Source organism: Variovorax sp. FW305-3-2-15-B-LB1 (assembly GCF_058787635.1).
Window position 1 is genome coordinate 17,502 of the sequence record NZ_JBYSZY010000043.1, and the last position, 25,410, is coordinate 42,911.

25 protein-coding genes are annotated in these 25,410 nt (G+C 68.5%); 6 read left to right on the top strand and 19 right to left on the bottom strand.

Annotated features, from left to right (window positions below):
• Nucleotides 1-25: 25 nt before the first annotated feature.
• On the top strand, nucleotides 26-796 hold the full coding sequence (locus AC3WQR_RS22910) for a TIGR04325 family methyltransferase (protein ID WP_492743870.1): 771 nt from the start codon (nucleotides 26-28) through the stop codon (nucleotides 794-796).
• Between the two features lie 29 nt (nucleotides 797-825).
• Here AC3WQR_RS22910 and AC3WQR_RS22915 read toward each other — a convergent pair whose 3' ends face one another.
• Nucleotides 826-1,740, bottom strand: coding sequence for an amino acid ABC transporter substrate-binding protein (locus AC3WQR_RS22915; RefSeq protein ID WP_492743872.1), 915 nt, complete (start codon nucleotides 1,738-1,740; stop codon nucleotides 826-828).
• A gap of 10 nt (nucleotides 1,741-1,750) precedes the next feature.
• Nucleotides 1,751-2,182, bottom strand: coding sequence for a VOC family protein (locus tag AC3WQR_RS22920; protein ID WP_062474623.1), 432 nt, complete (start codon nucleotides 2,180-2,182; stop codon nucleotides 1,751-1,753).
• Between the two features lie 109 nt (nucleotides 2,183-2,291).
• Here AC3WQR_RS22920 and AC3WQR_RS22925 point away from each other — a divergent pair, with 109 nt between their 5' ends.
• The 5 genes from AC3WQR_RS22925 (at nucleotide 2,292) to AC3WQR_RS22945 (ending at nucleotide 6,086) form a co-directional block, all read left to right on the top strand.
• Nucleotides 2,292-3,212, top strand: a complete 921-nt coding sequence (locus AC3WQR_RS22925) for a LysR family transcriptional regulator (RefSeq protein WP_095947563.1) — start codon at nucleotides 2,292-2,294, stop codon at nucleotides 3,210-3,212.
• A gap of 24 nt (nucleotides 3,213-3,236) precedes the next feature.
• Nucleotides 3,237-4,133 (top strand): SPFH domain-containing protein, encoded by an 897-nt coding sequence (locus AC3WQR_RS22930; RefSeq protein ID WP_489057074.1) that lies wholly within the window; start codon nucleotides 3,237-3,239, stop codon nucleotides 4,131-4,133.
• Nucleotides 4,134-4,178: 45 nt separating this feature from the next.
• Nucleotides 4,179-4,382, top strand: a complete 204-nt coding sequence (locus AC3WQR_RS22935) for a type II toxin-antitoxin system antitoxin (protein ID WP_062474617.1) — start codon at nucleotides 4,179-4,181, stop codon at nucleotides 4,380-4,382.
• A gap of 49 nt (nucleotides 4,383-4,431) precedes the next feature.
• Complete coding sequence (locus AC3WQR_RS22940) at nucleotides 4,432-5,280, top strand: substrate-binding domain-containing protein (protein ID WP_492743875.1); 849 nt, start codon at nucleotides 4,432-4,434, stop codon at nucleotides 5,278-5,280.
• Between the two features lie 71 nt (nucleotides 5,281-5,351).
• Nucleotides 5,352-6,086: a transporter substrate-binding domain-containing protein gene (locus tag AC3WQR_RS22945; protein WP_369632557.1), complete on the top strand. Its 735-nt coding sequence runs from the start codon at nucleotides 5,352-5,354 to the stop codon at nucleotides 6,084-6,086.
• A 152-nt stretch (nucleotides 6,087-6,238) separates the two neighbouring features.
• On the opposite strand, the gene AC3WQR_RS22950 is transcribed toward AC3WQR_RS22945, so the two are convergent.
• From AC3WQR_RS22950 to AC3WQR_RS23030, 17 genes are all read right to left on the bottom strand, one after another.
• The gene (locus tag AC3WQR_RS22950) at nucleotides 6,239-6,646 is read right to left on the bottom strand and encodes a hypothetical protein (protein WP_492743877.1); all 408 of its coding nucleotides are present in this window, start codon (nucleotides 6,644-6,646) and stop codon (nucleotides 6,239-6,241) included.
• Nucleotides 6,647-6,731: 85 nt separating this feature from the next.
• Nucleotides 6,732-8,969: a M1 family metallopeptidase gene (locus AC3WQR_RS22955; protein WP_492743879.1), complete on the bottom strand. Its 2,238-nt coding sequence runs from the start codon at nucleotides 8,967-8,969 to the stop codon at nucleotides 6,732-6,734.
• Nucleotides 8,970-9,625: 656 nt separating this feature from the next.
• Nucleotides 9,626-10,942, bottom strand: coding sequence for an MFS transporter (locus AC3WQR_RS22960; protein ID WP_487847162.1), 1,317 nt, complete (start codon nucleotides 10,940-10,942; stop codon nucleotides 9,626-9,628).
• Nucleotides 10,943-10,983: 41 nt separating this feature from the next.
• A complete protein-coding gene (locus AC3WQR_RS22965) occupies nucleotides 10,984-12,141 on the bottom strand; it encodes an alpha/beta hydrolase family protein (RefSeq protein ID WP_492743882.1) in 1,158 nt (385 codons plus the stop codon).
• Nucleotides 12,142-12,156: 15 nt separating this feature from the next.
• On the bottom strand, nucleotides 12,157-13,263 hold the full coding sequence (locus tag AC3WQR_RS22970; protein WP_492743884.1) for a porin: 1,107 nt from the start codon (nucleotides 13,261-13,263) through the stop codon (nucleotides 12,157-12,159).
• 57 nt (nucleotides 13,264-13,320) lie between these two features.
• A complete protein-coding gene (locus tag AC3WQR_RS22975; RefSeq protein WP_492743886.1) occupies nucleotides 13,321-14,289 on the bottom strand; it encodes a PDR/VanB family oxidoreductase in 969 nt (322 codons plus the stop codon).
• A gap of 35 nt (nucleotides 14,290-14,324) precedes the next feature.
• Nucleotides 14,325-15,368 carry a Rieske 2Fe-2S domain-containing protein gene (locus AC3WQR_RS22980; RefSeq protein ID WP_139701712.1) on the bottom strand — a complete coding sequence of 348 codons (1,044 nt, stop codon included), beginning with the start codon at nucleotides 15,366-15,368 and terminating at the stop codon, nucleotides 14,325-14,327.
• A gap of 11 nt (nucleotides 15,369-15,379) precedes the next feature.
• A complete protein-coding gene (locus AC3WQR_RS22985; protein WP_062474598.1) occupies nucleotides 15,380-15,601 on the bottom strand; it encodes a recombinase-like helix-turn-helix domain-containing protein in 222 nt (73 codons plus the stop codon).
• Nucleotides 15,602-15,631: 30 nt separating this feature from the next.
• Nucleotides 15,632-16,795, bottom strand: coding sequence for an FAD-dependent monooxygenase (locus tag AC3WQR_RS22990; protein WP_492743888.1), 1,164 nt, complete (start codon nucleotides 16,793-16,795; stop codon nucleotides 15,632-15,634).
• A 32-nt stretch (nucleotides 16,796-16,827) separates the two neighbouring features.
• Nucleotides 16,828-17,814: a Bug family tripartite tricarboxylate transporter substrate binding protein gene (locus tag AC3WQR_RS22995; RefSeq protein WP_492743890.1), complete on the bottom strand. Its 987-nt coding sequence runs from the start codon at nucleotides 17,812-17,814 to the stop codon at nucleotides 16,828-16,830.
• A 14-nt stretch (nucleotides 17,815-17,828) separates the two neighbouring features.
• A complete protein-coding gene (locus AC3WQR_RS23000; RefSeq protein WP_095947548.1) occupies nucleotides 17,829-18,800 on the bottom strand; it encodes a VOC family protein in 972 nt (323 codons plus the stop codon).
• Nucleotides 18,801-18,813: 13 nt separating this feature from the next.
• Nucleotides 18,814-20,289, bottom strand: a complete 1,476-nt coding sequence (locus tag AC3WQR_RS23005) for an aldehyde dehydrogenase (RefSeq protein ID WP_062474590.1) — start codon at nucleotides 20,287-20,289, stop codon at nucleotides 18,814-18,816.
• Between the two features lie 8 nt (nucleotides 20,290-20,297).
• On the bottom strand, nucleotides 20,298-21,098 hold the full coding sequence (locus AC3WQR_RS23010; RefSeq protein ID WP_354343357.1) for an aspartate dehydrogenase: 801 nt from the start codon (nucleotides 21,096-21,098) through the stop codon (nucleotides 20,298-20,300).
• 20 nt (nucleotides 21,099-21,118) lie between these two features.
• Nucleotides 21,119-22,816 carry a thiamine pyrophosphate-binding protein gene (locus AC3WQR_RS23015; RefSeq protein ID WP_492695778.1) on the bottom strand — a complete coding sequence of 566 codons (1,698 nt, stop codon included), beginning with the start codon at nucleotides 22,814-22,816 and terminating at the stop codon, nucleotides 21,119-21,121.
• Complete coding sequence (locus AC3WQR_RS23020; RefSeq protein WP_492743892.1) at nucleotides 22,809-23,648, bottom strand: SDR family oxidoreductase; 840 nt, start codon at nucleotides 23,646-23,648, stop codon at nucleotides 22,809-22,811. Before AC3WQR_RS23020 ends, AC3WQR_RS23015 begins: the two co-directional genes overlap by 8 nt.
• A gap of 17 nt (nucleotides 23,649-23,665) precedes the next feature.
• On the bottom strand, nucleotides 23,666-24,499 hold the full coding sequence (locus AC3WQR_RS23025; RefSeq protein WP_070060330.1) for an IclR family transcriptional regulator: 834 nt from the start codon (nucleotides 24,497-24,499) through the stop codon (nucleotides 23,666-23,668).
• Nucleotides 24,500-24,535: 36 nt separating this feature from the next.
• Complete coding sequence (locus tag AC3WQR_RS23030) at nucleotides 24,536-25,405, bottom strand: alpha/beta fold hydrolase (protein ID WP_159272146.1); 870 nt, start codon at nucleotides 25,403-25,405, stop codon at nucleotides 24,536-24,538.
• Between the last annotated feature and the right edge of the window lie 5 nt (nucleotides 25,406-25,410).

A 25,410-nucleotide genomic window follows, 5' to 3' on the forward strand; every position in this document is an offset into this window, starting at 1 on the left:
AATGCGAAAGCCACAGGAGAGAGACATGCTTTCAAGCCTGCTGACCTTCCCGCCCCGCGAAAGCGCCTACCGGCGCAAGTTCCTGAACAACACGGACGAGAACCTCTTCATGGGGTCGTTCGAGAGCTTCGAGGCGGCCGAGGCCGGCGCGCCGCCCAGCAAGGCCGTCGGCTACGCCAACGCCGACGCGGGCGAGCTCTACAGCCCGCAGATCTATTTCTACGACTATCCCGGCCTCTTCTGGCTGGGCCGCTCCATCGATGCGGGCCTGACGCGCGTGTTCGACCTGGGCGGGCACGTCGGCATCAAGTACTACGCCTTCCGGCGCGTGCTGAGCTACCCCGACACCCTGCGCTGGACGGTGTGCGACGTGCCCGGCGTGGTCGAGAGCGGCCGCGCGATGGCCGTCAAGCGCGAGGCGACCGCGCAGCTCGGCTTCACCACCGACTACCGCGACGCGAGCGGCTGCGACGTGCTGTATGTGTCGGGCAGCCTGCAGTACCTGCCGATGCGCATGGACGCCATTCTTTCCGCGCTTGCCGTGAAACCCCGGCGCATCGTCATGAACACCACGGCCGTGCACCCCGAGCGCACGATCTACACGCTCAACAGCATCGGCGTGGCCGTGTGCGCCTACCGCATCCAGCACCACGACGAGCTGCTGGCCGACCTGGCACGCTCCGGCTACCGCAAGCGCGACGTGTGGCGCAACGAGGGCAAGCCGATCGAGGTGCCCTTCGTCGATGGCGGCGACAAGCCGTACTACGCGGGCTGCTGCTTCGACCTGATCGTCTGATTCGACCTCGTCGCCTTGCGGGTGTCGCCCTATCGCACCTCGTAGTCTTCCATCGGCTTGTCGCTGGGGTTGGCCCAGGCGGCCTTGGTCAGGGCGCTGGCCGGCAGCCCCACCTTCGCGCCGTGCGGCGCAATGGGTTGCATGAACCACTTGTCGTAGAGCCGCGCGGCGTCCCCGCTCCTTGCCAACGCCAGGACGCTTTGATCGACCAGCTTCTTGAACGCGGCATCCCCCTTGGGAATCATGATCGCGATCGGCTCGACGCTGAGCACCTGGTCGAGCAGCCGGTACTGCGCCGGCTCCTTGCTCCTGGAAATCAAGGTGGCAAGGATCTGCCCGTCGGCGACGAAGCCCTCCGCGCGGCCCGATTCGAGCAGCAGGAACCCTTCGCTGTTGTCCTTGGCGTACACCTCCGCAATCTCCGGGGCGTTGTCGCGCTTGAGTTTTCTCAGCAGCTGGACGGAGGTGCTCCCCGTCGTGACGGCCACCGCCTTGCCGGCGAGCTGAGCCACAGAAGCAACGCCGGATGTCGCCTTGACCGCGATGCGAACCCCCTCGACATAGAGCGTCGGGGCGAACGCGACGTCCTTCTGGCGCGCCGCATTGTTGGTCGTGGTGCCGCACTCGATGTCGACCGTTCCGTTCTGCACGAGGGGCATGCGGTTCTGCGGCGTGACGAGCTGGTACTTCACGTGGATCTTGCCGATCTGCAACGCCTTCCCGATGTCGGCAATGACACGTTCGCAGACCTCGACGTGAAAGCCCGTGTAGCTGCCGGGCCCCAGGGTGAAGGACATGGCGCCCGAGGCGTCGCGCACACCCATGGTGATGGCGCCAGACTCCCTGATCTTCTTCAGCACGTCGGTTTGGGCGGATGCACGCCCGGCGCTCAGCAGGAGTGCCGCGGCCGTTGCGGCCGCCAGAAGGCAGTGGGTTGTTTTCACGTCGGCGCTTTCAGACGGCGAACAGCGAATCCAGGTCCGCAAAGGACTTCAGCTCGATGGCGTTGCCCGACGGGTCGAGAAAGAACATCGTCGCCTGTTCGCCGGGCTCGCCCTTGAACCGGATGTAGGGCTCGATCACGAATTTCGTCTGGCGTGCAATGAGCTTGTCGGCCATCGCCTGCCACAGGTCCATCGGCAGCACGGCGCCGAAGTGACGCACGGGCACGTCGTGGCCGTCCACGGCGCTGTGCGTCTTGTGGCCGCATTCGTCGGGTGCCAGGTGCGCCACGATCTGGTGGCCGTGGAAGTTGAAGTCGACCCACTCGGTCGAGCTGCGGCCTTCGGGACATTCGAGCAACTCGCCGTAGAAGGCGCGCGCCTCGGCGATGTCGCGCACGGGAAAGGCCAGGTGGAACGGGATGCGTGCAGTGGGGGTGCTCATGGGGTTCATCGATCAAGGAGTTCAGGGTGAGCAAACTCTAAGCAGCGAGCCACATAACCGAAAACGATATATTTCATCGCTGAGCACCACCCATTTCGATGAATACCGAATGATCACCGAGCTTCGAACCTTCATCGCCGTGTGTCGCCACGGCACATTCGCCGCGGCGGGAGAGCGCATCGGCCTCACCCAATCGGCCGTCAGCAGCCAGATCAAGCGGCTCGAGGAATCCCTCGGGTTCCCGCTCTTCGATCGCACAGGCCGCTCTGCCACCTTGAATGCGGCGGGCGAGACCACGCTGGGACGGGCGGAAGAAATCTGCGCGCTTTACGCCAAGCTCGGCGAGTTGCCCGACGACGCCGCGAACGCCGGGCTGCTGCGCATCGGCGCCATTGCGTCCGCGCAGCCGACGCTGGTGGCGCGCGCGCTCGAGAAACTGCGCGCCGGCTTCCCCCTGCTGCGCGTGCACATCTCGCCCGGCGTGTCGATGCGGCTGATGGACGACCTGGACGCCGGCAGCATCGACGCGGCCGTGATCATCCGGCCGCCTTTCGGCATTCTTCCCGAGCTGACGTGGCAGACCCTGGTGCGCGAACCCTATGTGCTCATTGCCCCCGCGAACGTGCCGGGCAGGAACTGGCGCACCCTGCTGCTGGAACAGCCGTTCCTGCGCTACGACCGTGCATCGTTCGGCGGACGCATGGTCGAAAGATTCCTCCAGCGCGAAGGCCTCGTGGTCAGCGAAGCCATCGAGGTCGACGAAATCTCCGGGCTCATCCACCTGGCCTCCAAGGGCCTGGGCGTTGCGCTCGTGCCGTGGGTCGAGGCCCACCTTCCACTGCCGCCGGGCGTGCGCATGCTGTCCCTGGGCGAGGCCACGTTCCATCGCGAGATCGGGCTGCTGCAGCGCAAGCCACGGGCCAGCCCGCCCCTCGTCGCGCAGTTTGCGCAGTGCCTGCGCGAGGCGGCCGAACCGGCGAAGGCAGGCCGAAAGAAAGCCTTGACGACCTCCAAAAAGATATTAAAGTGATATCACTTTCAACAGGAGGCCTTCATGCACGAGCAGACCCCGTCCATCCCTCGCCCGGTCCGCAGGGAGCGGCCGTATCGGTCCGTCAACGGATACGGCATCGTCGCCGTGGCGCTGCTGATCCTTGCGGTCGGCGCCTGGGTTCTCGTGCGGCGGATGATGCCGCTGCCCCTGAGCATCTTGCTGATCGTCGTCGGCGTCTCGCTGCTGCCGGGCCTGTACATGCTCAAGCCCAACGAGGGCATCATCCTCACGCTCTTCGGCAAGTACCAGGGCACCGACCGCAGCGAGGGCCTGCGCTGGACCAACCCGTTCCAGTCGGGCCAGAAGATCTCGCTGCGCGCACGCAACCTGAACACGCCGCCGCTGAAGGTGAACGACAAGCGCGGCAACCCGGTGGAGATCGGCGCGGCCGTGGTCTGGCGCGTGCACGACACGGCGCAGGCCGTGTTCGAGATCGACGATTACAACAAGTTCGTCGCCATCCAGTCCGAAGCCGCCATCCGCCACCTGGCCACGCTCTACGCCTACGACAGCGGCGACGACCTGCAAAGCGACGAGGTCACGCTGCGCGCCGGCCTGGACGTGGTGGCCGACGCCCTCAAGGCCGAGCTGAACCAGCGCTTTGCCAGCGCCGGCGTCGAGGTGCTCGACGCCAAGCTCACCCACCTGGCCTATGCGCCCGAGATCGCCCAGGTGATGCTGCGGCGCCAGCAGGCGGTGGCGATCGTGAGCGCGAGGCACCAGATCGTGGCGGGCGCGGTGGGCATGGTCGAGGCCGCCCTCAAGGGGCTGTCGGAGCGCAACCTCGTCGTGCTCGACGACGAGCGCAAGGCCTCGATGGTGTCGAACCTGCTGGTGGTACTGTGCTCGGACCGCGAAACCCAGCCCGTGGTCAACACGGGCACGCTCTACACCTGATGCATCCACGGCACCTGATCACCGCCGCCACGTCGTTGTTCCCTGATGGCCAGTCCCGGTAAGAAGTCCTACCCGCTGCGCATCGATCCGGCCCTGTGGGCCGAGATCGAGCGGCTGGCGGCCCAGGAGCTGCGCAGCGCGAACGCGCAGGTCGAGTTCCTGCTGCGCGAAGGGCTGGCGAAGCGGGGGCGCCTGCCGGCGGCTGCGGCGCCCGCCAAGGACGCGGACCCGCCCAAGCCCTCGCGCTAGTAGTAACCCCGAATTTCCTGAAGGCCGATTGACAGCCTCGGCCCCTACGATGGCACGGCACGATCTTCAGGAGACACACGCCGTGACAGCCTTCGCCTTCCCCCGTTCCGCCCTGACCCGCCGCGCCGCCCTGGCGCTGGCCGCCTCCTTCGCGCTCGCCGGTTGCGTCAGCACACCACCCGCCGCCACAGGCGACATCCACGTCATGACCTCCGGCGGCTTCACCGCCGCCTACAACGAGCTGCGCCCCGGCTTCGAGCGCAGCACCGGCCGCAGCGTGAAGACGGCGTACGGCGCGTCGATGGGCAATGCCAGCGATTCGATTCCCAGCCGCCTGGGGCGCAACGAGCCGGCCGATGTCGTGATCCTGGCGCGCCCCGCGCTCGATGCGCTGGTGGCACAAGGCAAGGTGGTGGCGGGCAGCCAGGTCGACCTGGTGCGTTCGTCGATCGGCTTCGCGGTGCGCAAGGGCGCGCCCAAGCCGGACATCGGCACGGTCGACGCGCTCAAGCGCACGCTGCTCGCGGCGCCGTCGATCGCCTACTCGGCGAGCGCGAGCGGCACCTACTACGAGACCGAGCTGCTCAAGAAGCTGGGCATCGAGGACCAGGTCAAGCCCAAGAGCAAGCGCATCCTCAGCGAGCGCGTGGGCACGGTGGTGGCGCGCGGCGACGCGGCCCTCGGCCTGCAGCAGGTGAGCGAGCTGCTGCCCATCGAGGGCATCGACTACATCGGCCCGCTGCCCGCCGAGGTGCAGCGCGTGACGGTGTTCTCGGCCGGCGTGGCCACGGCCTCGAAGCAGCCCGAGGCGGCGCGCCAGCTGATCCGCTACCTCAACGCGCCGGCGGCGGCGCCGACGATCGCGAAGACGGGGCTGGAGCCGATGTCCGCGCGCTGAAGCAGCGGCTTCACGGCCCGTAAACTGGCGGCCTTCATCCCCTCCTTCCGCCTTCCCGACGAACGGACGCCATGACCACATCGCCCTCTTCCGCCCTCGTGACCGCCTTCGCGCCCAGCGGCACACTGCGCGCCTCGATCAACCTCGGCAACCCGATCCTGGCCAACAAGGACGCCACCACGGGCGAACCGGTCGGCGTCTCGATTGACCTGGCCCGCGAGTTCGCGCGGCGGCTTGGCGTGGGCATCGAGCTGGTGGTGTTCGAGAAGGCCGCGGCCTCGGTGGACGCGGTGAAGAACGAGAAGGCCGACATCGGCTTCTTCGCGGTCGATCCGGCGCGCAGCGAAGGGCTGCGCTTCACGGCGCCTTATGTGCTGATCGAGGGCAGCTACCTCGTGCCCGAATCCTCTGCGCTGACCGACAACGCGCAGGTCGATGCCCAAGGCCACCGCATCTCGGTCGGCTCTGGGAGCGCCTACGACCTGTTCCTCACGCGCGAGATCAAGGCGGCGGAGATCGTGCGCCTCCAGGGCGCGGGGCCTGCACTCGCTGCATTGCGCGCGGGCCAGGTCGAGGTGGCGGCGGGCATCCGCCAGCTGCTCGAAGGCGAAGCGGCCCGCGCGCCGGGCGTGCGTGTGCTGCCGGGGCGCTTCATGGTGATCCAGCAGGCGATGGGGACGCCGGCCAGCCGGGGGGCCGAGGCGCAGGCGCTGCTCTCTTCCTTTGTCGAAGAGATGAAGGCTTCAGGCTTTGTGGCCGATGCGTTGAAGCGCCATCGCATCGAAGGTGCGATCGTTGCGCCCTGATCGAGCGCGCTCGTTCAGGGCGCGTGCACAGGCCACCGGGTACTTCCCTCCGCGAATGTCCCCCGGCCTTCGGCCTCCTCCTTGATTTCGCTGCGGGAAGCACCCAGTGTCCTGCGCACACTGGGCGCTGTCGTGATGATGGTGGCGGCCGATCAGAGCTTGTGGGCCTCCACCGGTCCCTGCGAATAGAACAGGAAGTAGCCCGTCTGCGTCTTGAAGCCGTTCTTCTGCCAACCGGGCGGCACCTTGAAGATGCCGAGCTGGTCGCTCGAGATGCCGACGAAGGACGTGTTCTCCGTGTCGGTGGTGATGCGGCTCCAGCGCTCGCGCGTCACCGGCTGCAGTTGCATCTTCGGTTCGCTCCACTCGGGCGTGCGCACCTTGTCGCGCATGACGTAGCGGTCGCCATCGCGTTCGATCTTGACGACCTCCTTGAGCACGCCGTTGCGCTCGACGGCGTAGACGCCGACCAGTTCGGTCTCGGGCCCGCCGCGCGCGCCGCAGGCCGAGAGCAGTGACACGCAGGCCACTGCCAGCAAAGAATTCAGAAGAATTTTCATGAGGTTCGGATGAAGTGGTGACGCATGCGCCGCCGGCGGCGCATGCGGGGTTCACGAAAGAAGGCTCAGGTCAGTTCCATCCGACTCAACGCTTCTGGTTCTCGCGCAGCGGCAGCTTGCCCTGGAAGCGCAGCGCGTGCGGGTACTCTTCCTTACCGCCCGCGTCCACCGCCGCCATCTTCTGCTGGCTCAGCTGCGTCTTGGCGAGCAGCGGCGCCGGCAGGTTGAGCACGCCCTTGATCTGGTCGTACTGCGCCTGCGTGATGCGCCCCACGCCCAGCAGGCGGAAGGCATCGCGCTCGATGTTCAGCAGCAGCGGCTTGTTGCCCGCGAAGTTCTGCACCTTGGCCAGCAGGTTGCTCCACGACGGCGCGCTGTAGTTGCTCACGTAGTAGTCCTGCCCCGTCGGCCCGGCCAGCACCGCGGTGCAACCCGGCAGCTCGACCTGCGTGGCGTTGTTCGACATCACGAAGGTCTCGCGCTTTTCCATCGCGTCGCCGTACGCCAGCGTGACGGGAATGGTCCACGTCGAGGCCGGGAACTGGTTCTGGTTGGGGAACGACTCCTGCGTGATGTTCACGTAGGTGCGGTCGCCGGCGCACTGCGCATCGACCGTGAGCAGCGGAATGCCGGTCTGGCGGATGAAGCTGTCGCCGATCTCGCTCACCTTCTTGCCGCCGGCGGCCTTCTCCAGCGAGGTCCACAACCGCGTGGGCGTGACGTTGCCGAACGCGTAGTCCTTCAGGTAGATCTGCAGGCCCTTCTGCATCGCCTCTTCGCCGATGTAGTTCTGCACCATCTCCAGCACGTGGCTGCCCTTGTTGTAGACAAAGATCGCCGGGCTGATGAAGCCGAAGGAGCCTGCGTCGTTCAGGTTGCGCTGCACCGGCACGGCGGAGGGCTTCAGGTCGGCCACGATCACGTTGTGCTTGTCGAGCACGTAGTCTGAGAAGCTGTAGTACTCGGGGTGGAACTTGATCGTGGTGCGCCGTTCGAACCAGCGCGCGAACGACTCGTTGAGCCACACGTTGTCCCACCAGTCGAGCGTGACCAGGTCGCCGAACCACTGGTGCGCCACCTCGTGCGTGACCACGGTCACCGAGTACAGCGTGGGCTTGTCGCCGGGCTTGGTGAGCACCGCATCGGCAAACTCGAAGATCGCGCCCCAGTTCTCCATGCCGCCAAAGCCGGTGTTGGGCTTGTTGTCGTAGCTGTCGTTGGCGGCCACGGTGTCGAACTTCTTGAAGGGCAGCGAGATGCCGGTGTACTTGTAGTAGTAGTCCATCGACACCTTGGTCCACTCCATCGCGAACTTGGCCCAGTCGGAGCGGCCCGGCGGCGTGAACCAGCGCAGCGCCATGTCGCTGCCGTCCAGCGGGTTCTTGAAGGTGTCGGCCAGGATGTCGAACTTGCCGCCGCCGAAGAAGGCCAGGTACATCGGCATCGAAGGCGTCTTCTCGAAGGCCACGCGCTGGTAGCCGTCGGGCAGTTTCACGGCCTCGGTCTGCGCGCCGTTGGACACGGTCTTCCAGTCGCCCGGCACCTCGGCCGAGATCTCGAAGGTGTGGCGGAAGGCCGGCTCGTCCCAGCCTGGGAACCACTGGCGTGCGAAGTTGGTTTCGCCCTGCGTCACGATGGCATCGCTGCTCACGCCCTCGGGCGTCGACAGGCCCACCTTGAAGATGCCCGACGCGGCCGAGCACAGCGGGTTCTTCGCCATCACCTCCGGCGTGCAGTACTCGGCGTCGGAGAACTGGATCTTGCCGTCCCACTCCATGTGCAGCAGGTACTTGCCCTTGGCGATCTGGCCGTCGTTCAGCCGCAGCTGCACGAAGTCGCCACGCGTCTGCGGCGTGGGAATCAGCGGGATCGCCTCGCCCGGCTTGGACACCTTGCGCAGCGTGGTGCGCCCGCGCGCGAAGTTGAGGTCGTGCGCGGCGACGACGATGGCGTCGACCGGCTTGAGCACGTCGATCTCCACGTCGGCGCGCCCCACGAACGTCTTGAGCGCCGCATCGGGGCGGAACCACAGCTTGTAGTTCACGGGCCAGACCGTGTCGGGCAGCTCCATCGGCCGGGCCGAACGATCGACCGCGGCCGCCGCCGAGTCGCGTGCGGTGGGCACGCCGTCGTCGGGGGTCTTCTTGGTGGTGTCGCCGCCGTCGGCCGCGGGCGCGTTGGCCAGCGACGGCGCATTCAGGCCGGAGCCGCCGAACGATGCGCCACCGCCGCTGTCTCCGCCGCCGCCGCAGGCCGTCAACGCGGCAAGGGTCACGGCCGTGAGGGCCAGGCAATGAACGACAGGTGTATTCAGTGATTTCATGATCGCCTCTGGGTACTCTTGGTAAGGAACATGCGCCGCACCGCAGGCACCGGCGGATAGCCGGCGATGCACGTGACGCGCGCGGAATGAGTGGAACGACAGATCAACAGGAAATGCGGGCAGCACAGCGCCCTCCCGGCGAACAAACCGTTCGTCAGGAACGCAGGCTCAGGCCGGACCGCACCGCGTGTGCAGCGGTGGTCCCAGGATGCGCGGGGCGAGCGGCGCCATTCCCGTCAAGACGCGGGGTGTGGGGGGGAGCGTGTGAACGCGGTGGGGTGTCGCGGGCCGGGCTCAGTGCCCGTGCATCGACGCGATGCGTTCACCCGTCAGGTGAACGGCCGGGGCCATGGCGAAAGCGATGGCGACGGCAAGACTGTCTGCGGCTCTTGTGGTTGATTTCACGCGCATTCCCTCGTCCGTTGAAGTGCACGCAGTTGTAGCTGATCGATGCAATGAGCTCAACGATCCGCGGAACTTTTCTCTCTCCAATTGTTCGCGCGCGATAGGCCGAATGGCGTCATGGCACGCGACGCATGCCATGCACTACGAAGATGGTTCTGCGACCGAAACACCTGCTCACGCAGATGACGAAAACGAAGTACGTTCACTGTGACGAAGCGGCCACAGTACGAAGGTTCAAGCCGCGGCGAAGGCTACGAAAGCTGTGAACCAGAGACTGCAGCAGTGCGTTGCGCGCGCTCGCGCCACCACAGCAGAAAGCCGCATGCGAACACGACGACCTGCGTGCCGATGAGCAGTGCAAAGCCCGCGAAGAAACCCGCCGCCGACGAGGCCGCGGTGACCGCCGTGTTCGCTGCGCCCGAGCCATGCGACACCGCGCTGATCACGCCGCCCATCAGCGCCGGCATGAAGCCCGCCACGAGGCTGCCCACGCCGTTGGTCACGCCGAAGGCACTGGCCGTGTGCTCGGGCCGCGAGCAGTGCTGCACCGTGCTCGGAATGGCGGGGCTTTGCAGGCCCCAGAAGAAGTTCGCCGCCACGAGGCAGGTCGCGGCCATGTACGGGTCGCGCGCATTGATGGCCAGCAGCACCGACAGCGCCACGCCCGCGCTCGCACCCATGAAGATGAAGGGCACGCGGTCACGCCCGAGCTTGTCGATGAGCACGCCGCCCGTGAACACCGCGAGCACGGTGGCGTACTGCGGCAGCGAGGCGATCCAGCCCATCTCGCGCAGCGAGAAGCCGCGCGCCTCGCGCAGGTAGGTCGGCAGCCAGTTGCTGCTGCCCCAGAGGTAGGCCAGCGCCGCCGAGGTCAGCAGCGTGATGAGGAACAGGTGCCGCGTGTGCAGCGCGCCCTTCACGATGCCGGCCACGCGCGACATCGCATCGCCCAGCGACGAAGGCTTGATGCCGTCGCCGTGCCCCGCGGGCATGCGCACGAAAGCCAGCACCAGCGGAATGCCCAGCACGATGTTGAGCACGCCCAGCACGTGGAACGAGCTGTCCCACTCGAACTGCGTGAGCAGGTAGCCCACCAGCGGATAGCCCACCGCCAGGCCCAGGCCCGTGCCCATGTTCACCAGCGCGTTCGGCTTGCCGTTCTCGTCGCTCTTGAAGTGCGCCTTGATGTACGACGAGGCCAGCGAGAACAGCGGCCCTTCCGACACGCCCAGCAACACGCGCGAGGCCAGCAGCAGGCCGTAGCTGTTGAACATCGGCGAAGCCCAGGTCACCACGCCCCACAGCACGAGGCCGTAGATCAGGCTGCGCCGCACGCCGAACAGCGCCGAGCAGAACGGCGTGAGCACGAAGGCCGAGATGCCGTAGCCCAGCATGAAGGCCGTGGCCAGCAGGCCTTGGCTCACGCGGTCGGAGGCGTCGATGCCCACGTGCTTCAGAAAGGCCGCATCGGTGATCAGCACCGCGATGTTGATGCGGTCCACGTAGGAGATCGCGACGATCACGAACAGGGTGACGACCCCGTACCAGCGCATGGCCTTGGATGACATGGGATTCTTCTCAGGTGGGTTGCACGGGGGCCGGCGCGGCGTCAGGGGCAGTCGCTCGCCGGCCTGCCTGCGTCGAGGACCGTTCGGGCGAATCCGAACGCGTCGGATTGCGAGGCGCCGATGACCGACCGGTGGGTCTGTCCGGCGTACTGCTTCAGTTGCACCGTCGCGCCGCGCGCGCACAGGCTACGCACCATCGCCGCCGTGGTGTCGGGCGTGACCGTCGTCTCGTCCTTCTCGCCCTGGATGACCGACACGGGCACCCGCATCGTGAGCGACGAGGCATCCTGCGCGGCCAGCAGCCGGGCCATCGCGTCGTACGCCGCGCCGGGCTTCAGGTACGGGCCCGGCGGCAGCGGCGGCATCGCGAACAGCCCCGAGAGGCAGGCGGAGCCCATCGCCTCGAGGTGCGGGCGCAGCGCGGGCGAGGTCAGGGCCTGCACGTCGATGGCCGGATTCATCGCCTTGGCGCTCATCACGGTCAGCGACACGAAGGGCAGCGCCGGAACGGCCACCGCTTCGCCGCGCATCACGCTGTCCATGAACCGCAGCACGCCGGGCCCCGTGGGCGCGATGGCGATCGCCGCCCGCAGCGGGTAGCGGCCGGCGCTGCGGTCCGGCAGGCCGGCGGCCCACAGCACGGCGCCGCCGCCCTTGCTGTGGCCCACGGCGATCCAGTCGGGGCGCAGCTTCACGCCGTCCAGCGCATGCGCGGCCGCCACGGCATCGGCCAGGTTCTCGGCGTTGCTGCGGCTGTGCAGGTCGGGCACGGGCCCGAAGGCGCCCCACCCCGCGTAGTCGGTGCGCACCACGGCATAGCCTTGCTGCACCCAGGCGTTGAGGAAGGCATCGCGCTCGCGGTTCACGACCAGCGAGGGCGCGCACTGCGGCGCGAGCCCGGTCGAGCCGTTGGCCCAGGCGATCACGGGATAGCCGCCGGCGGGCGCGGGCGTGCGCGGCAGTGCCACCTGGCCGACGACCACCGCGTTCGCGCCGTCGAAGGCGGTGGACGCGTACGACATGACCCAGTTGCGCCCTGCGTCGGGCAGGCCGTGCAGCTTGTCGGGGCTGGCCAGCAGCAGCTGGCCGGGCGCGGGCGGCGCCGCCGGGGACATGCCGGCGCAGCCGGCCACGAGCAGCGATCCGAGGGCCAGCGCCGCGAGGCGCCGCACCTGCGGCCAGACGGGGGTTGCGCGCATGCCGGCCCCTTCCCGTCAGAACATGTGCCGCATGCCGAACTCGACGCCGCTGGAGGCGCGGTTGGGCATGGTGATGGCGCCGGCCAGGGCCTGCGTCGCACCGTTCTTGTTGCTGATGCGCGCGATGGTGCCGTACACCGCCGTGCGCTTGGACAGGTTGTGCACGTAGCCGATGGCCAGCTTCGACGACGTGGGCTCGCGCACCGCGTTGGCGGGCTCCAGCTTGTAGCGCGCGTACGAGGCCTTGATCTCGCCCGGCCCGATGGGCAGCTGGAAGCCGACCAGCACGCCCTTGGCGTCGGTGCTGCCCTTCGATTCCTTGTACAGCTCGCTCGTGAGCTTGAGGTTCATGAGCGCCGCATCGAAGGTGTAGGACGCACCCAGGTTGGTCACGCGCAGGTCGCCGGCGGCGTAGCGCGTGCGGCCGGTGGCAATAGCCACGTTGAGGCCGCCGCTCTGGTAGCCGAAGCGCGCGCCGGTGTGCTGGCCGTCGCGCTTGTTCGACACCTGGGTGCCGGGCAGCACCGAGTTCGAATCGTTCTCGCCCATCGCGTACATCACCTGGCCGTAGAAGCCGCCCAGGTTGGCCGGCAGGAAGTAGCCGATGCTGTTCGAGGCGCGCGTGCCGGTGGGTGCCACCAGGCCGCCCAGGCCCGAGAAGTAGATCTGGTTGGCGCCGATGCCGCCGCCGGTGCCGAAGGGGTCGAAGATCGCGGTGTTCCAGAAAGCCGGCACGTAGTCGCGGCCCAGGCGCACTTCACCGAAGGGGCCGGCCAGGCTCACGGTCGAACGGCGGTTGAAGCTCAGCACGCCGGGCGTGCCGTTGCCGCTGGCCTGGTTGTTGGAGTTCGACGGAAAGCCCGTGCCGCTGTCGTTCTGCAGGCCCATCTCGAGCCAGAAGTTGGCCGAGTAGCCGCCACCGAGGTCTTCGGTGCCGCGAAAACCGAGGCGGCTGAACATGTTGCCGCTGTTGCCCAGCTGCGTCTTGTGCGCCGATCCGTTGCCGCTGCCGCGCGTGTAGACCACGGAGGCGTCGACGACGCCGAACAGCGTCACGGAAGATTGGGCCAGCGCTCCGCCAGCCGCGGTGGCCGCAGCCACCGCGATCAAGTACTTTTTCATTGAATGTCTCGGTTGGTTTTCTTCTCTCGGCCGTCTTTTAGGTTGTGGCCTTGTTGCTCAGATATCCAGCACCAGCCGCTCGCCCTTGCAGCGAGAGACGCAGATCATCATGGTCTTGTTGGACGCACGTTCGATCTTGGTGAGGATGCCGTCGTGGTGATCGACTTCGCCCTCGAGCACCGCCGTTTCGCAGGCGCCGCAGACGCCTTCCTTGCAGCTGTGGTCGGGGTTGAGGCCAGCGTCGATCAGGCTGTCGAGAATCGACTTGCCCGGGGGCACCTCGACGCTCTTGCCGCTCTTGGCGCACTGCACCACGCAGGTCTGTGTAGCGCTGGGCGCCTCCACATGCACGGCGGCGAAGCGCTCGATGTGTGCGTTGGCATAGCCCAGTTGCTCGCAGCTCTTTTCAAAGGCGTCGAGCATCGGCGTGGGGCCGCAGCAGTAGTAGTGGCTGGTGGCGCCCTTGCCACCCAGCAGCGATGCGAGGTCGGGCGGCGCGCCCTTCTCGTCGTCGAAGTGCCAGGTGAGCTGCACCGACTTCTCGGTGGCCAGCGCCTCGATGGCGTCGCAGAAGGCGGCCTCTTTGCGGGTGCGCGCGCAGTAGACGATTTCGACCGGCTTGCCGATGGCAATGAGCCGCTGCAGCATGCACCAGATGGGCGTCACGCCGATGCCGCCGGCCACCAGCACCGAGCGCTCGGCGCCCTCTTCCAGCTTGAAGTTGTTGCGCGGTGCCGAGATGGGCAGCGTCATGCCCACGCGCAGCTGCTGGTGCACGTAGCGCGAGCCGCCGCGACTCTTGCGGTCGTTGAGCACGCCCACCACGTAGCGCTGGCGGTCGCTCGAAGGGTTGCACAGCGAGTAGCTGCGCACCAGCCCGTTGGGCAGGTGCAGGTCGATGTGGGAGCCGGCCTCGAAGGCGGGAAAGTCCACCGCCGGCGTGGCCGGCCGGAACTCGACGCTGACGATGCCGTCGGCCTCGTAGCGCATGGTGTGCACGAGGGCGTTCAGCGTGGGAGAAGACATGGCGATGCTCGCTTGCTTACGTACTTGCTTGCAGTTCAGGCCGTGGCGGCCTCGGCTTGCGCCAGCTGCGCCTGCGCGAGGTTGCGCATGTGGCGACGCAGGCGGACGATGCCCAGGTCGTGCTGGTACAGGTTCTCGTGCTGGTTGGCGTCGGCTTCCATCTCTTCGAGCATCACGCGGTCTTGTTCCAGCACGTGCCAGTGGCGCGCCTCGAGGCGGTTCTTGTAGAGGAAGCGCCAGGTGTCGCGCTCCCAGCCCGGCGCCAGCTTGCGTGCGCGCCAGAAGAAGGTGGCGGTCATGCCGTTGGCCATGGGCGAGAAGGCGCCGATGATGATGAAGTTGCCGCCGGGGCCGCCGGTCTTCGGGTACGGAATTTCCAGGCGCATCCAGTGGATGCCGGTGTCGGCCCACTCGGTCCAGTCGAAGTTGACGTTGCGCTGGCCTTCCTTCTCGAACACGAAGCCGATGTCGGTCGGGCGCACACCGAACTTGGCGCTGGAGTCGCCCTCGGCCATCGAATGCGACTGCTTGTGCAGGTACGTGCCGTGCATCGGGTCCATCACGTTGTCCAGCACGTAGCGGTAGTCGCCCTTCCACTCCGTGTAGCACAGGAAGTTCGAATACTCGGCCTCGTCGGTCAACTGCTCGGGCAGCACCAGCGGAGGCGGCACGTCGACCGGCTCCTTCGAGTTGTAGAGGAACACGGCGCCCGCGCGCTCCTGCACATGGAAGTGGCGCGTGGCGCGCGAGCCTTCGAGCTTGCAGCCGGGGCTGCCGGGCACGCGCGTGACCACGCCGTCGTGGCGCACTTCGACGCCGTGGTACGGGCACGAGAGGCGGTCGCCCAGCACCACGCCCTGCGACAGCGGCGCGCCGCGGTGCGGGCAGCGGTCTTCCAGTGCATGCAGCACGCCTTCGCCGTCGCGCCACAGCGCGATCTTGCGGCCGAGGCGGCGCAGGGAGATGGGGTTCTCCTTGATGAAGTGCGAGGGGCAGATCGGGTACCAGAGGTCCTTCAGGCCGATCTCGAGCAGATGGTCGACCGGATCGGCGGGAACGGGATGGATGGCGATGGTCATGGTGGTTCTCCTCAGGCGGCCAGCGTGGCCATTTCCTTGCGGTACAGCGCCTCGGTCCATGCGAGGCCGCCCGGCGTGGCCAGGCCGCTGTCGTTCAGGCGCTGCACCAGGCCCGGCAGGTCGTGGATGCCGTCGGCGTAGGCGCGTTCGATGACGTCGCCCAGCAGGTCTTCGTAGGTGGTCGCGGGGCGCTGGCGCGCCTGGTGCGGTTGGAGAAAGCGGTCTTGTTGCATCGTGAGCCTCCGTAAGCGAGGGGAAAAATTTCAGGCAGCGACAGCGCCCTGCGCCGGCACGCCCAGCGGCGCGGCCCAGGCGTCGTAGGCGTACACCCAGTCGGCGTTGCCGCCTTCGCGCAGCCAGTTGTTGCCGCGCGAGCCGAGCTGCACCTGGCTGGCGCGTTCGATCCGCGCCGTCTGGTAGGCCTGCAGCGCGGCGGGGATGCCGGCCATGGCCACGCCGTCGAGGTGGCGCGACAGCACCACGGCGTCTTCGATCGCCATGCCGGCGCCCTGCGCCATGAAGGGCAGCATCGGGTGCGCGGCATCGCCCAGCAGTGCCATGCGGCCCTGCGCCCAGGCGGGCATGGGGTCACGCTCGTACAGCGCGGTCTTCAGCACCGTGTCGCAGGCGTCGAGCAGTGCGCGCGCCTCGGGGTGGTAGGCCACGTACTGCTCGCGCAGCTCGTCGACGCTGCCCGGCGCGGTCCACGACTCGAGGTGCCAGGTGTCCTGCGGCGTGGTGGCGAAGATGAAGATGTCCTTGCCGCGGTTCAGCGGGAAGGTGACGATCTGGCTCTGCGGGTTCGGGCCCCACCACTTGGTGAAGGCGCCCAGGTTGGGCACGCCGGCCACGCGCTCGGCGGGCACCACGGCGCGGTACGCGACGATGCCCGTGAAGCGCGGGCTCTCGGCGCCGAACATCGCGGTGCGCACGCCCGAGTGAATGCCGTCGGCACCAATGAGCGCACCCACGCGGGCGCTGGTGCCGTCGCTGAACGACAGGGTCACGCCCTGGCCGTCGGCCGCGATGGTCTCGGCGCGCTTGCCCAGCGCCACGCGCTCGGCCGGGAACATGTCGGCCAGCGCAGCCAGCAGGTCGGCGCGGTGGATGGTGAGCTGCGGCGCGCCGTAGCGCTGCTCGGCCGAGTCGGCCATTTCGAGGCGCGAGGTTTCCTCGCCGCTGTCGTAGGTGCGGCTGATGCGGTGCGACGGGCGGGCCGCCGTCACGCGGGCGGCGTCGCCTACGCCCAGGCCGTCAAGTGCGCGCACGGCATTCGGCGTGAGGTTGATGTCGGCACCGACGCGGGCGAACTGCTTGGCCTGCTCGAACACGACCACGTCGTGCCCCGCGCGGCGCAGTGCGATGGCGGCGACCAGGCCGCCGATGCCGGCACCGACGATGCCGATGGTGGATTCGCTTGTCTGCATGGTCTGTGTCTCTCTTTGTTCTTGGGGGTGGCTCACTCGGCCACGATGTTGCGGGCCTTGATGATCCGGGCCCAGACGGCCGTCTCATCGCGGATGTGGGCAGCGAACTCGGCGGGCTTCATGGCCGCATCGGTCATGCCCTGCGCCTTCAGGCGTTCGCGCACGTCGGGCTGGGCCAGCATCTCGGCCGCGTCCTTGGCGAGCTGCTCGACCACGGCGGACGGCGTGCCCTTGGGGGCCAAGAGGCCATACCACGAGGTCACGGCCACGCCCTGGATGCCCTGCTCCGCCAGCGTGGGAATGTCGGGCGCGGCGGCGCTGCGCTTGGCTTCGGTCACGCCCAGCGCGACGAGCTTGCCGTTCTTGATGAAGGGCATGGTCGCGGGCAGGTTGCTGAACATCAGCGGCACCGAGCCGCCGAGCACGTCGTTGAGCGCGGGCGCCGTGCCCTTGTAGGGCACGTGCAGCAGGTCGATGCCGGCCTGCTGCTTGAACAGCTCGCCCGCCAGGTGCAGGCCGCTGCCCACGCCGGGCGAGGCATACGACAGCGTGTTGGGCTTGGCCTTGGCCATCGCCACCAGTTCCTTCGCGCTCTTGATGCCCGAGGCCGGCGCGGCCACCAGCACGTTGGGCGCCTTGGCGAGCATGGTGACGGGCACGAAGTCCTTCTCGATGTTGAACGGGAAGTTCGGCATCAGCGTCGGGTTGATCGTGAGGTTGCCGGCCGGCACCACGAGCAGCGTGTGGCCGTCGCCCTTGGCGCGCTTGACCTTGTCGATGCCGATGTTGCCGGCCGCGCCCACCATGTTCTCGACCACGGCCGCCTGGCCGTAGCGCTTGGCCAGGCCGTCGGACAGGATGCGCGCCAGCGTGTCGACCGGGCCGCCGGGCGGGAACGGCGAGACGATGGTGAAGCGGTCGCTCGACAGCTGCTTGTGCGCGTCGCTCTGTGCGTGCGCGGGCAAGGCGATGGCCAGCGCCGCGGCGGCCAGCAGGGAGAAAGAAAAACGTCGTTGCATGAGGGTCACCGGGTTCACTTCTTCTCGGTCAGGAAAGCACCTTTCGGGCCTTCCGCGTTCTTCTGGCGGCGGGTGTGGCCATCGAGGCCGCCATCGACCGCCCATTCGGCGAACACGGTCGGGCCGGGTTCGAACTCGCGCGGCTGCCAGTCGGCGGTGAGCTGGTCTTCGTCGGCGTAGTACTCGATGAGGCCGCCGGCCGGGTTCTTGAAGTACCAGAAGTACGCCGACGACACCGGGTGGCGGCCCGGGCCCAGCTGGGTGTCCCAGCCGCAGCGCGAGAAATGCAGGCCACCGCCGAACACCTCGTGGATGTCGCGCACGGTGAAGGCCACGTGGTTGAGCCCCCGCTTGCCCGAAGGAATCTGCAGCAGGAACAGGTCGTGGTGGCCGCCCTCGGGCGCGCAGCGCATGAAGGCGCCGCGGTTCGGATAACCGTCGGACGACACGAAGCCGAAGCGCTGCGCATAGAACGCGCTCGTGCCCTTCACGTCGCTCACGAAGAACACGACGTGGCCGACCTCGATCGGCGTGGCGCGTTCGTAGATCGGTGCGGGCTGGTTCACGCGCGGCTTGGCGTTCCAGGTGTTCATGGCGCCGCAGTCGACCTCGACCGCACGCTTGCGGCTGACCTGCAGGCGCACGGCCAGGCCGTTGGGGTCGGTGCAGCCGATGCGGCGCGCGCCGTCGACCGTGGTGTCGGTGAAGGCCGGGTCCTGTGCGATGGCGGCGGCGTAGCGGTCCAGGTCGGCGTCGCTTTCCACGCCCCACACCACTTCGCGCAGCGTCGGGCCCTCTTCCATCGCGGGCGGCAGGCCGGGCTTGTCCCACGCCGCAACGACCACCTTGCAGCCGTTGAGGCACTCGAAGACGAGTTCGTCGGCGGCTTCGGACACGAGTGAAAGGCCCCAGTCCTGGAAGAACTGGCGGCAAGCGGGCAGGTCGTCCGCGCCGTAGGTGATCTGGTCGATGCCAAGTACGCTCATCGTGTGCTCCTGTTCAGTTCGCCCACGGGAGCGGTTGTTCGTTGGTGCCCCAGTACATGCTCTTTTGTTCCATGTACTGGAAGATGCCTTCGCGGCCCTTCTCGCGGCCCAGCCCGCTGTCGCGCCAGCCGCCGAACGGCGTCGAGACCGAGAACTGCTTGTAGGTGTTGACCCAGACCGTGCCGGCCTGCACCGCGCGGCCCAGCTTCCAGGCGCGCTTGAAGTCGCGGCTCCACACGCCCGCGGCCAGCGCGTAGACGCTGTCGTTGGCCTGCGCGATCAGTTCTTCCTCGTTGTCGAAAGGCATCGCGACCAGCACCGGGCCGAAGATTTCTTCCTGGCTGATGCGGGCGTTGTTGGTCAGGCCTTCGAGGATGGTCGGCTGGTAGAAGTAGCCCTTGTCGTAGTCGGCGCCGTGCGGGCGCACGCCGCCCGTGCGGATGCGCCCGCCCTCGGACACGCCCAGGTCCACATAGCGTTCGATGCCCTCGCGGTGCTTGGCCGTGATGAGCGGCCCCATCTGCGTGCGCTCCGAGGCCGGGTCGCCCACGCGCAGCGCATTGGCGCCTTCGGCCAGCCGCGTGAGGAACTCGTCGTAGATGCCACGCGCCACGAACAGGCGCGAGCCCGCGATGCACGACTCGCCCGACGAACTGAAGATGCCGTACAGCACGCCGTTCACCGCATGGTCGAGGTCGGCGTCGTCGAGCACCATGGTGGGTGACTTGCCGCCGAGCTCGAGCGACACCGGCATCATCTTGTCGGCCGCGATGTGGGCGATGTGCTTGCCGGTGGTGGTGCCGCCGGTGAACGACACGCGCTTGACCAGCGGATGCTTGGTGATCGCATCGCCGATCACCGAGCCCTTGCCCGGCAGCACGCTCACGATGCCCTTGGGCACGCCGGCCAGCTCGCAGATGCGCGCCAGTTCCAGCGCCATGAGCGGCGTGACCTCGGCGGGCTTCACGACCACCGCGTTGCCGGCCGCCAGCGCGGGCGCCAGCTTCTGCGCTTCGCTCGCGATGGGCGAGTTCCACGGCGTGATGGCCGCGACCACGCCCATGGGCTCGTGCACGCTCATCGTGACGAAGGCACCGCGCGAGGGGGTGATGGTTTCTTCGAGCGTCTCGAGCGCGGCGGCGAAGAACTGGAAAGTGCCCGCGGCACTGGCCACGAGGTTGCGGGTTTCGCTGATCGGCTTGCCGTTGTCCAGGCGCTGCTTCTGCGCGAGCGACTCGCCCTCTTCGCGGATCAGCTGGGCCACGCGGTGCAGCACGGCAGCGCGCTCGTGCGGCAGGCGCTGGGCCCAGCCGCTGGTGCGAAAGGCGTGGTCGGCGCGCGTGATGGCTTCTTCGACGTCGGCCAGGCTCGCGGCCTTCAGGCGCGCGATGGGCTCGCCGGTGGCCGGGTACAGGCTTTCGTAGACGTCGCCGCCGCCCAGGCGCCATTCGCCGGCGATGCAGATCGGAAGGAGTTCGGTGGAGATCATGGGGTGGCTCAGATGGCAAGGGGCGCGACGCGGTTGCGCAGCGCGCGCACGGCGCTGTACACGGTCAGGGCCGAGGTCTTGGGGTTGGCCGCGAGCGGCTTGTTGCGCATGGTCAGCGCGAAGCTGCCGAAGGCGCCTTCAGCTTCGACGGTGTGCACGTTCTCGGTGGTGGCCGGGTCGGCAATGAGGCGCACCAGCGTCTGGTCCAGGCCCAGGCCCGCGAGCGAGACGGTGGCCGCCACGTTGGCGTTCTTCGGATAGAGCAAGGCGGCTTCGCGCGCGCTGCCTTCGAAGATCACCGTTTCGTGCGCCAGCGTGTCCAGGTTGCGGCCCTGCTCGGCCGGCGTGCCCTTCCAGGCCTGCGGCGGCTTGCGGCCGGTGTAGCGCACGCTGTCCAGGCCGCCGATGCGGGCCGCGGCCAGTGCGTCGATGCCGCCGATGGCGCCGGGAATCAGCTGCACCTGCGTGCGGCCGGCAACGGCGGCGGCTTCGAGCTTCTCGGCGAAGCCCGTGGCCGACAGCGCGCCCACCGAGGCCACCACGCAGGGCGTGCCGCGTGCCAGCGCGGGCAGCACGTGCTCCTCGATGGCGGCATGGCCGGCGGTCTCGACCACGAGGTCGATGCCGTCGGCGGGCACGGCGCTGCCCACCTGCGCGTCGGGCGCGGCCTTCTGCGCGGCGGCAATGCCTTCGGCCGGCACGACGATGGCCACCACCTTCAGGGCGGGATCGCCGCGCAGCAGTTCGAGCACCGAGGTGCCGATGGCTCCGCAGCCGACGAGGGCGATGCGCGTGATGGCAGTGGTCATGCGTGGGGCTCCGCGTTCGCTCACTTGGCCGCGCCGAGCGCGGGAATCTGCGTGACCGTGTTGGTCGGCGGGCCGGCGAAGCTGGTCTTGAAACCGCCGATCGACAGCATGTCGATCTCCAGCAGGAACGGGCCGTTGGCGGCGAGCGCCTGGTCCAGCTGCGCCGGCAGGTCGGCCAGGTCTTTCACGCGGGCGTGCGGCAGCGCGATCGACTTGCACAGCAGGTCGTAGTCGGGCGTGTGCAGCTCGGCGTAGCACTGGCGGCCGCCGTACTGCGCGTCCTGGATGTTCTTGATCACGCCGTAGCTCTTGTCGTTCATGAGCACGATGACCATGGGCGCCTTCTCCTGCACCATGCAGGCCAGCTCGCCCAGGTTCAGGATGAAGCCGCCGTCACCGGCCAGGCAGAAGGTCTTGCGGCCCGAGCCCGTCACCGCCGCGCCGATGGCCGCGCCGATGGCCATGGGCATGCCCTGGCCGATGCCGCCGCCCGTGGCGTGCACGCCGGCGCTGGGTTCGAACACGCGCAGCTCGCGGTTGCCCCAGGTGCTGTTGGACACCGTGACGTCGCGCACCCAGTTGAACTTGCGGCCGGCCACCGACTGCAGCTGGCGCACGAGCTCGGCGTACGGGCCGAGGCCGTCGCGCAGCGTGGCCACGGCCTGGTCGTGCGCGGCGCGCAGGTCGACCAGCAGCTGCGGGTCGGCCTGGTACTTCGCGGCTTCGAGGCGGTCGGCCAGGCCGTCGAGGGCCAGCGCGGAATCGCCGCAGACAAAGGCCTCGGACGCGTAGCAGCGGCCTTCGGCGGCGGCATCGGCGTCGATGCGGTACAGCGGGCGCGGCAGCTTCAGTTCGTACTTGAGCGTCTCGTTGCCGCGCAGGCGCGAACCGACCACGAGCATCGCGTCGCAGGTCTGGTAGAAGGCCTCGACGGGCTTCTGGATGTTGTAGGCGCCGAGCGAACCGGCGTCGTCCTCGGGCACCGTGCCGCGGCCCTGCGTGGTCGTGACCACGCCGAAGCCCAGCTTCTGCAGGCGCTGGATCGCGCTGCGCGCATGGCGTGCACCGCCACCGACCCACAGCAGCGGGCGCTTGGCCGTGGCCAGGCGCGCGGCCAGTGCATCGAGGCCGGCGGCCGAAGGCACGGGGCGCTCGATGGGCAGCGGCGACAGGTCGGCCGGCATGGTCGTGAGCGCCGACTGGATGTCGATCGGGATCTCCACGCTCACCGGGCCGGTCGGCGCCGTCATCGCGAGCTGCACCGCGCGCTTGAGCGTGCCCAGCACCGTCTCGACGCTGCGCACGCGCAGCGCGGCCTTCGACACCGCCTTGAGCATGGTGAGCTGATCGGGCGCCTCGTGGATGTACGACATGCCCTTGTCCAGGTACGGCGTCTCGATCTGGCCCGTGATGTGCAACAGCGGCGCACCGGCCGTCAGTGCCTCGACCATGCTGCCCGCGATGTTGCCCGCGGCCGGGCCGGTGCTGGTGATGCACACGCCCAGGCTGGCGGTGGAGCGCGCATAGGCGTCGGCCATGTTGCCCGCGCCGGCTTCGCCGCGCGCCGAGATGAAGCGCACCGTGCCGCGCTGCGCGAAGGCATCGAGGATTGGCATGTTGTGGATCGAGATCACGCCGAAGGCTGCCTTGACGCCGCACTGCTCGAGAAACGCGGCGACGACGGCGCCGACCGTGACGGTGTTGTTGGGGTTATGCATGGCGTGAATGGCCTCCGGAAATATCGATGTGGCTGCCCGTCGTGTAGGAAGCGAGCGGTGAAGCAAGGAAAAGGATCGCGCGCGCGGCTTCGGTCGGAAGCCCCAGGCGACCCAGCGGGATGTGTTTGGTGGTGGCGAGCTGGCGGCTCCAGGCGGCCCAGTCCTGCGACTTGTCTTCGCGCGCTTCGAAGCGGCGGCGCCACTGGCCCGACTCGACCAGGCCGATCAGGATGCCGTTGACGCGCACGCCCTGCGGCGCGAACTCGGTGGCCATGGAGCGCACGAGGTTCAACAGGCCCGCGCGCGCGGCCGAGGTGGCGACCATGTGCGGCTCGGGCTGGCGTGCCAGCAGCGAGTTGGCGCAGACGATGGCGGCATCGCCCAGCACCGCGCGCTGCGCCGTGAGCTGCGGCAGGAAGGCGCGCGTGGGGTGGATGACCGAGAAGAACTTCAGGTGGAGCTCTTGCATCCAGGCCGCGTCGTCGGTGTCGGCGAAGGTGGAGACACGCCCCTGCCCTGCGTTGTTGACCAGCATCGAGGCCGGGCCGAGCGCGGCCTCGCTGGCGGCGGCGAAGGCGCGCACCGAGGCGGCGTCCAACACGTCGCAGGTCTGCGCGAACAGCTTGGCGTCGGGGTACTGGGCACGCAGGCCGGCCACGGCGGCATCGAGCCGTTCGGCGTTGCGCCCGCACAGCGCCACGGCGGCACCGCAGCCGAGCAGCAGCTCGACGGTGGCCAGGCCGATGCCCGACGACCCGCCCGTGACCACGGCCACGCGGCCGGCCAGTGCGTCGGCGGCGAAGAAGGAGGAGGAAGGGGCGGAGGTCGTCATGATCGAAAAAAAGCGTGTCAGGCGCTGCGCAGCGGAACCACCTTGCTGGTGCGCGCGGGCGAGTAATTGAGCAGGCCCGAGATCTCGTCGGCGGTGCCGCGCACGCGCTGCACCATCTCGTCCATGCGGTTCTCGTCGATGTGGCCCGAGGTGATGGTGGCGCCCAGTGCCGCCACGATGTGGCCGCTGTGGTCGCGCACCGGTGCGGCGATGGTCGAGATGTTCGATTCGAAGAAGCCCTCGCCCAGCACATAGCCGCGCTGGCGGTCGGCCTGCACCATGTCGAACAGTTCGTTCACGGTCTTGGGCGTGCTCGGCGAGAAGGTCTCGAGCTTGTCTTCGGGGTACAGCGCGCGCAGCTGCGGCAGCGTGAGGTCTTCCAGCAGGATGCGGCCCAACACCGTGGCGTGGGCCGGCAGGCGCGTGCCCACCGTCACCGAGCTGGCAAACGGCGTGGCCGGCGCCACCTTGGCGACGTAGACGATCGAACGGCCGTCGCGCACCACCAGGTTGCAGGGCGTGCGCAGCTCGTCGCACAGGCGGTTGAGCAGCGGCGTACCGAGCTGCGTGAGCTCCAGCGAAGCCAGGTATTCGAAGCCCAGGCGCAGCACGGCCAGGCCCAGGCGGTAGTCGCGTCCGCCCTCGGCGCGCTCGAGGAAGCCCATGTTCTCCAGCGTGGTGAGCAGGCGAAAGACGGTCGAGCGCGGCAGATCGAAGCGGCGCGCCAGCTCGGGCGCCGAGAGCGTGCGGCTCTCGCGGCTGAACTCGCACAGCACGCGCAGGCCGCGCTCCAGCGCGGGCACGTTGTAGCGGTCCGCGCCCTCTTCCATCACTTCGTTGTCGGTGGCCATCTTGGAATTCCTCTCGGTTGTCTTGTTCGTGTCGGGTCAGCCGGCGAGCGATTCGCGCAGCAAGGCGGCGACGGCCTGCGGTTGTTCCACATAGCCGGCGTGACCCGCATCGTCCACCAATTCGAGGGGCACGCCGCAGCGGCGCGCGACTTCTTCGCAGGCGGCGGGCGGCGTGACGACGTCGAGCGCACCGCAGGCCACGCGCACGGGCATCGGCGGCGGCAGGTCGGCCAGCAGGTCGGCGTTGCACAGCAGCTCGACGGCCTGGCGGTAGCCGTGGTCGTTCAGGCGCGCCATGTTCCAGCGCACCCACTGGCGGGCGTGTTCGCTGGCACCGTCGGACACGAGCCGGCCCGCGCGCTTGGCGGCCATGCCGGCAATGCCGAGGTCGTCGAGCGTGGCCAGGCGTTCGGCGCGCACCTTGGCGCGGGCGTCGATGCGCGCGGCGGCGCCATAACCGATGGCGGGGCTCACGAGCACGAGGCGGCGGATGCGGGCACTGGCGCTCGCATCGCTGCGGGCGGCCGACGCGGCCACGATGGCGCCCAGCGAATGGCCGACCAGCACGCAGGAGCGGATCGACAGCGCATCGAGCATTTCTTCAAGGCGTGCGGCGTAGTCGGCGGCGGTCGGCGCGGCCGAGGCCAGCGGCGTCGAGCGGCCGTAGCCCGGTGCGTCCCAGGCGATGAGGCAGGCCTGCGGCGCCAGTAGCGCCGCGGTGTCGAGCCACGAGGCCGCGCCCGAGCCGATGCCGTGCAGGCACACGATGACCGGGCCCTGCCCGCATTCGCGCACCGACACCACCGCGCCGCCGCCGACCGCGACGTCGCGGGCCGGAAAGCGTGCGTCGAGCCGCGCCAGCTCGGAAGCCGGCAAGGTCTGCGCGGAGATGTCGACGGTGCTCATGGCCT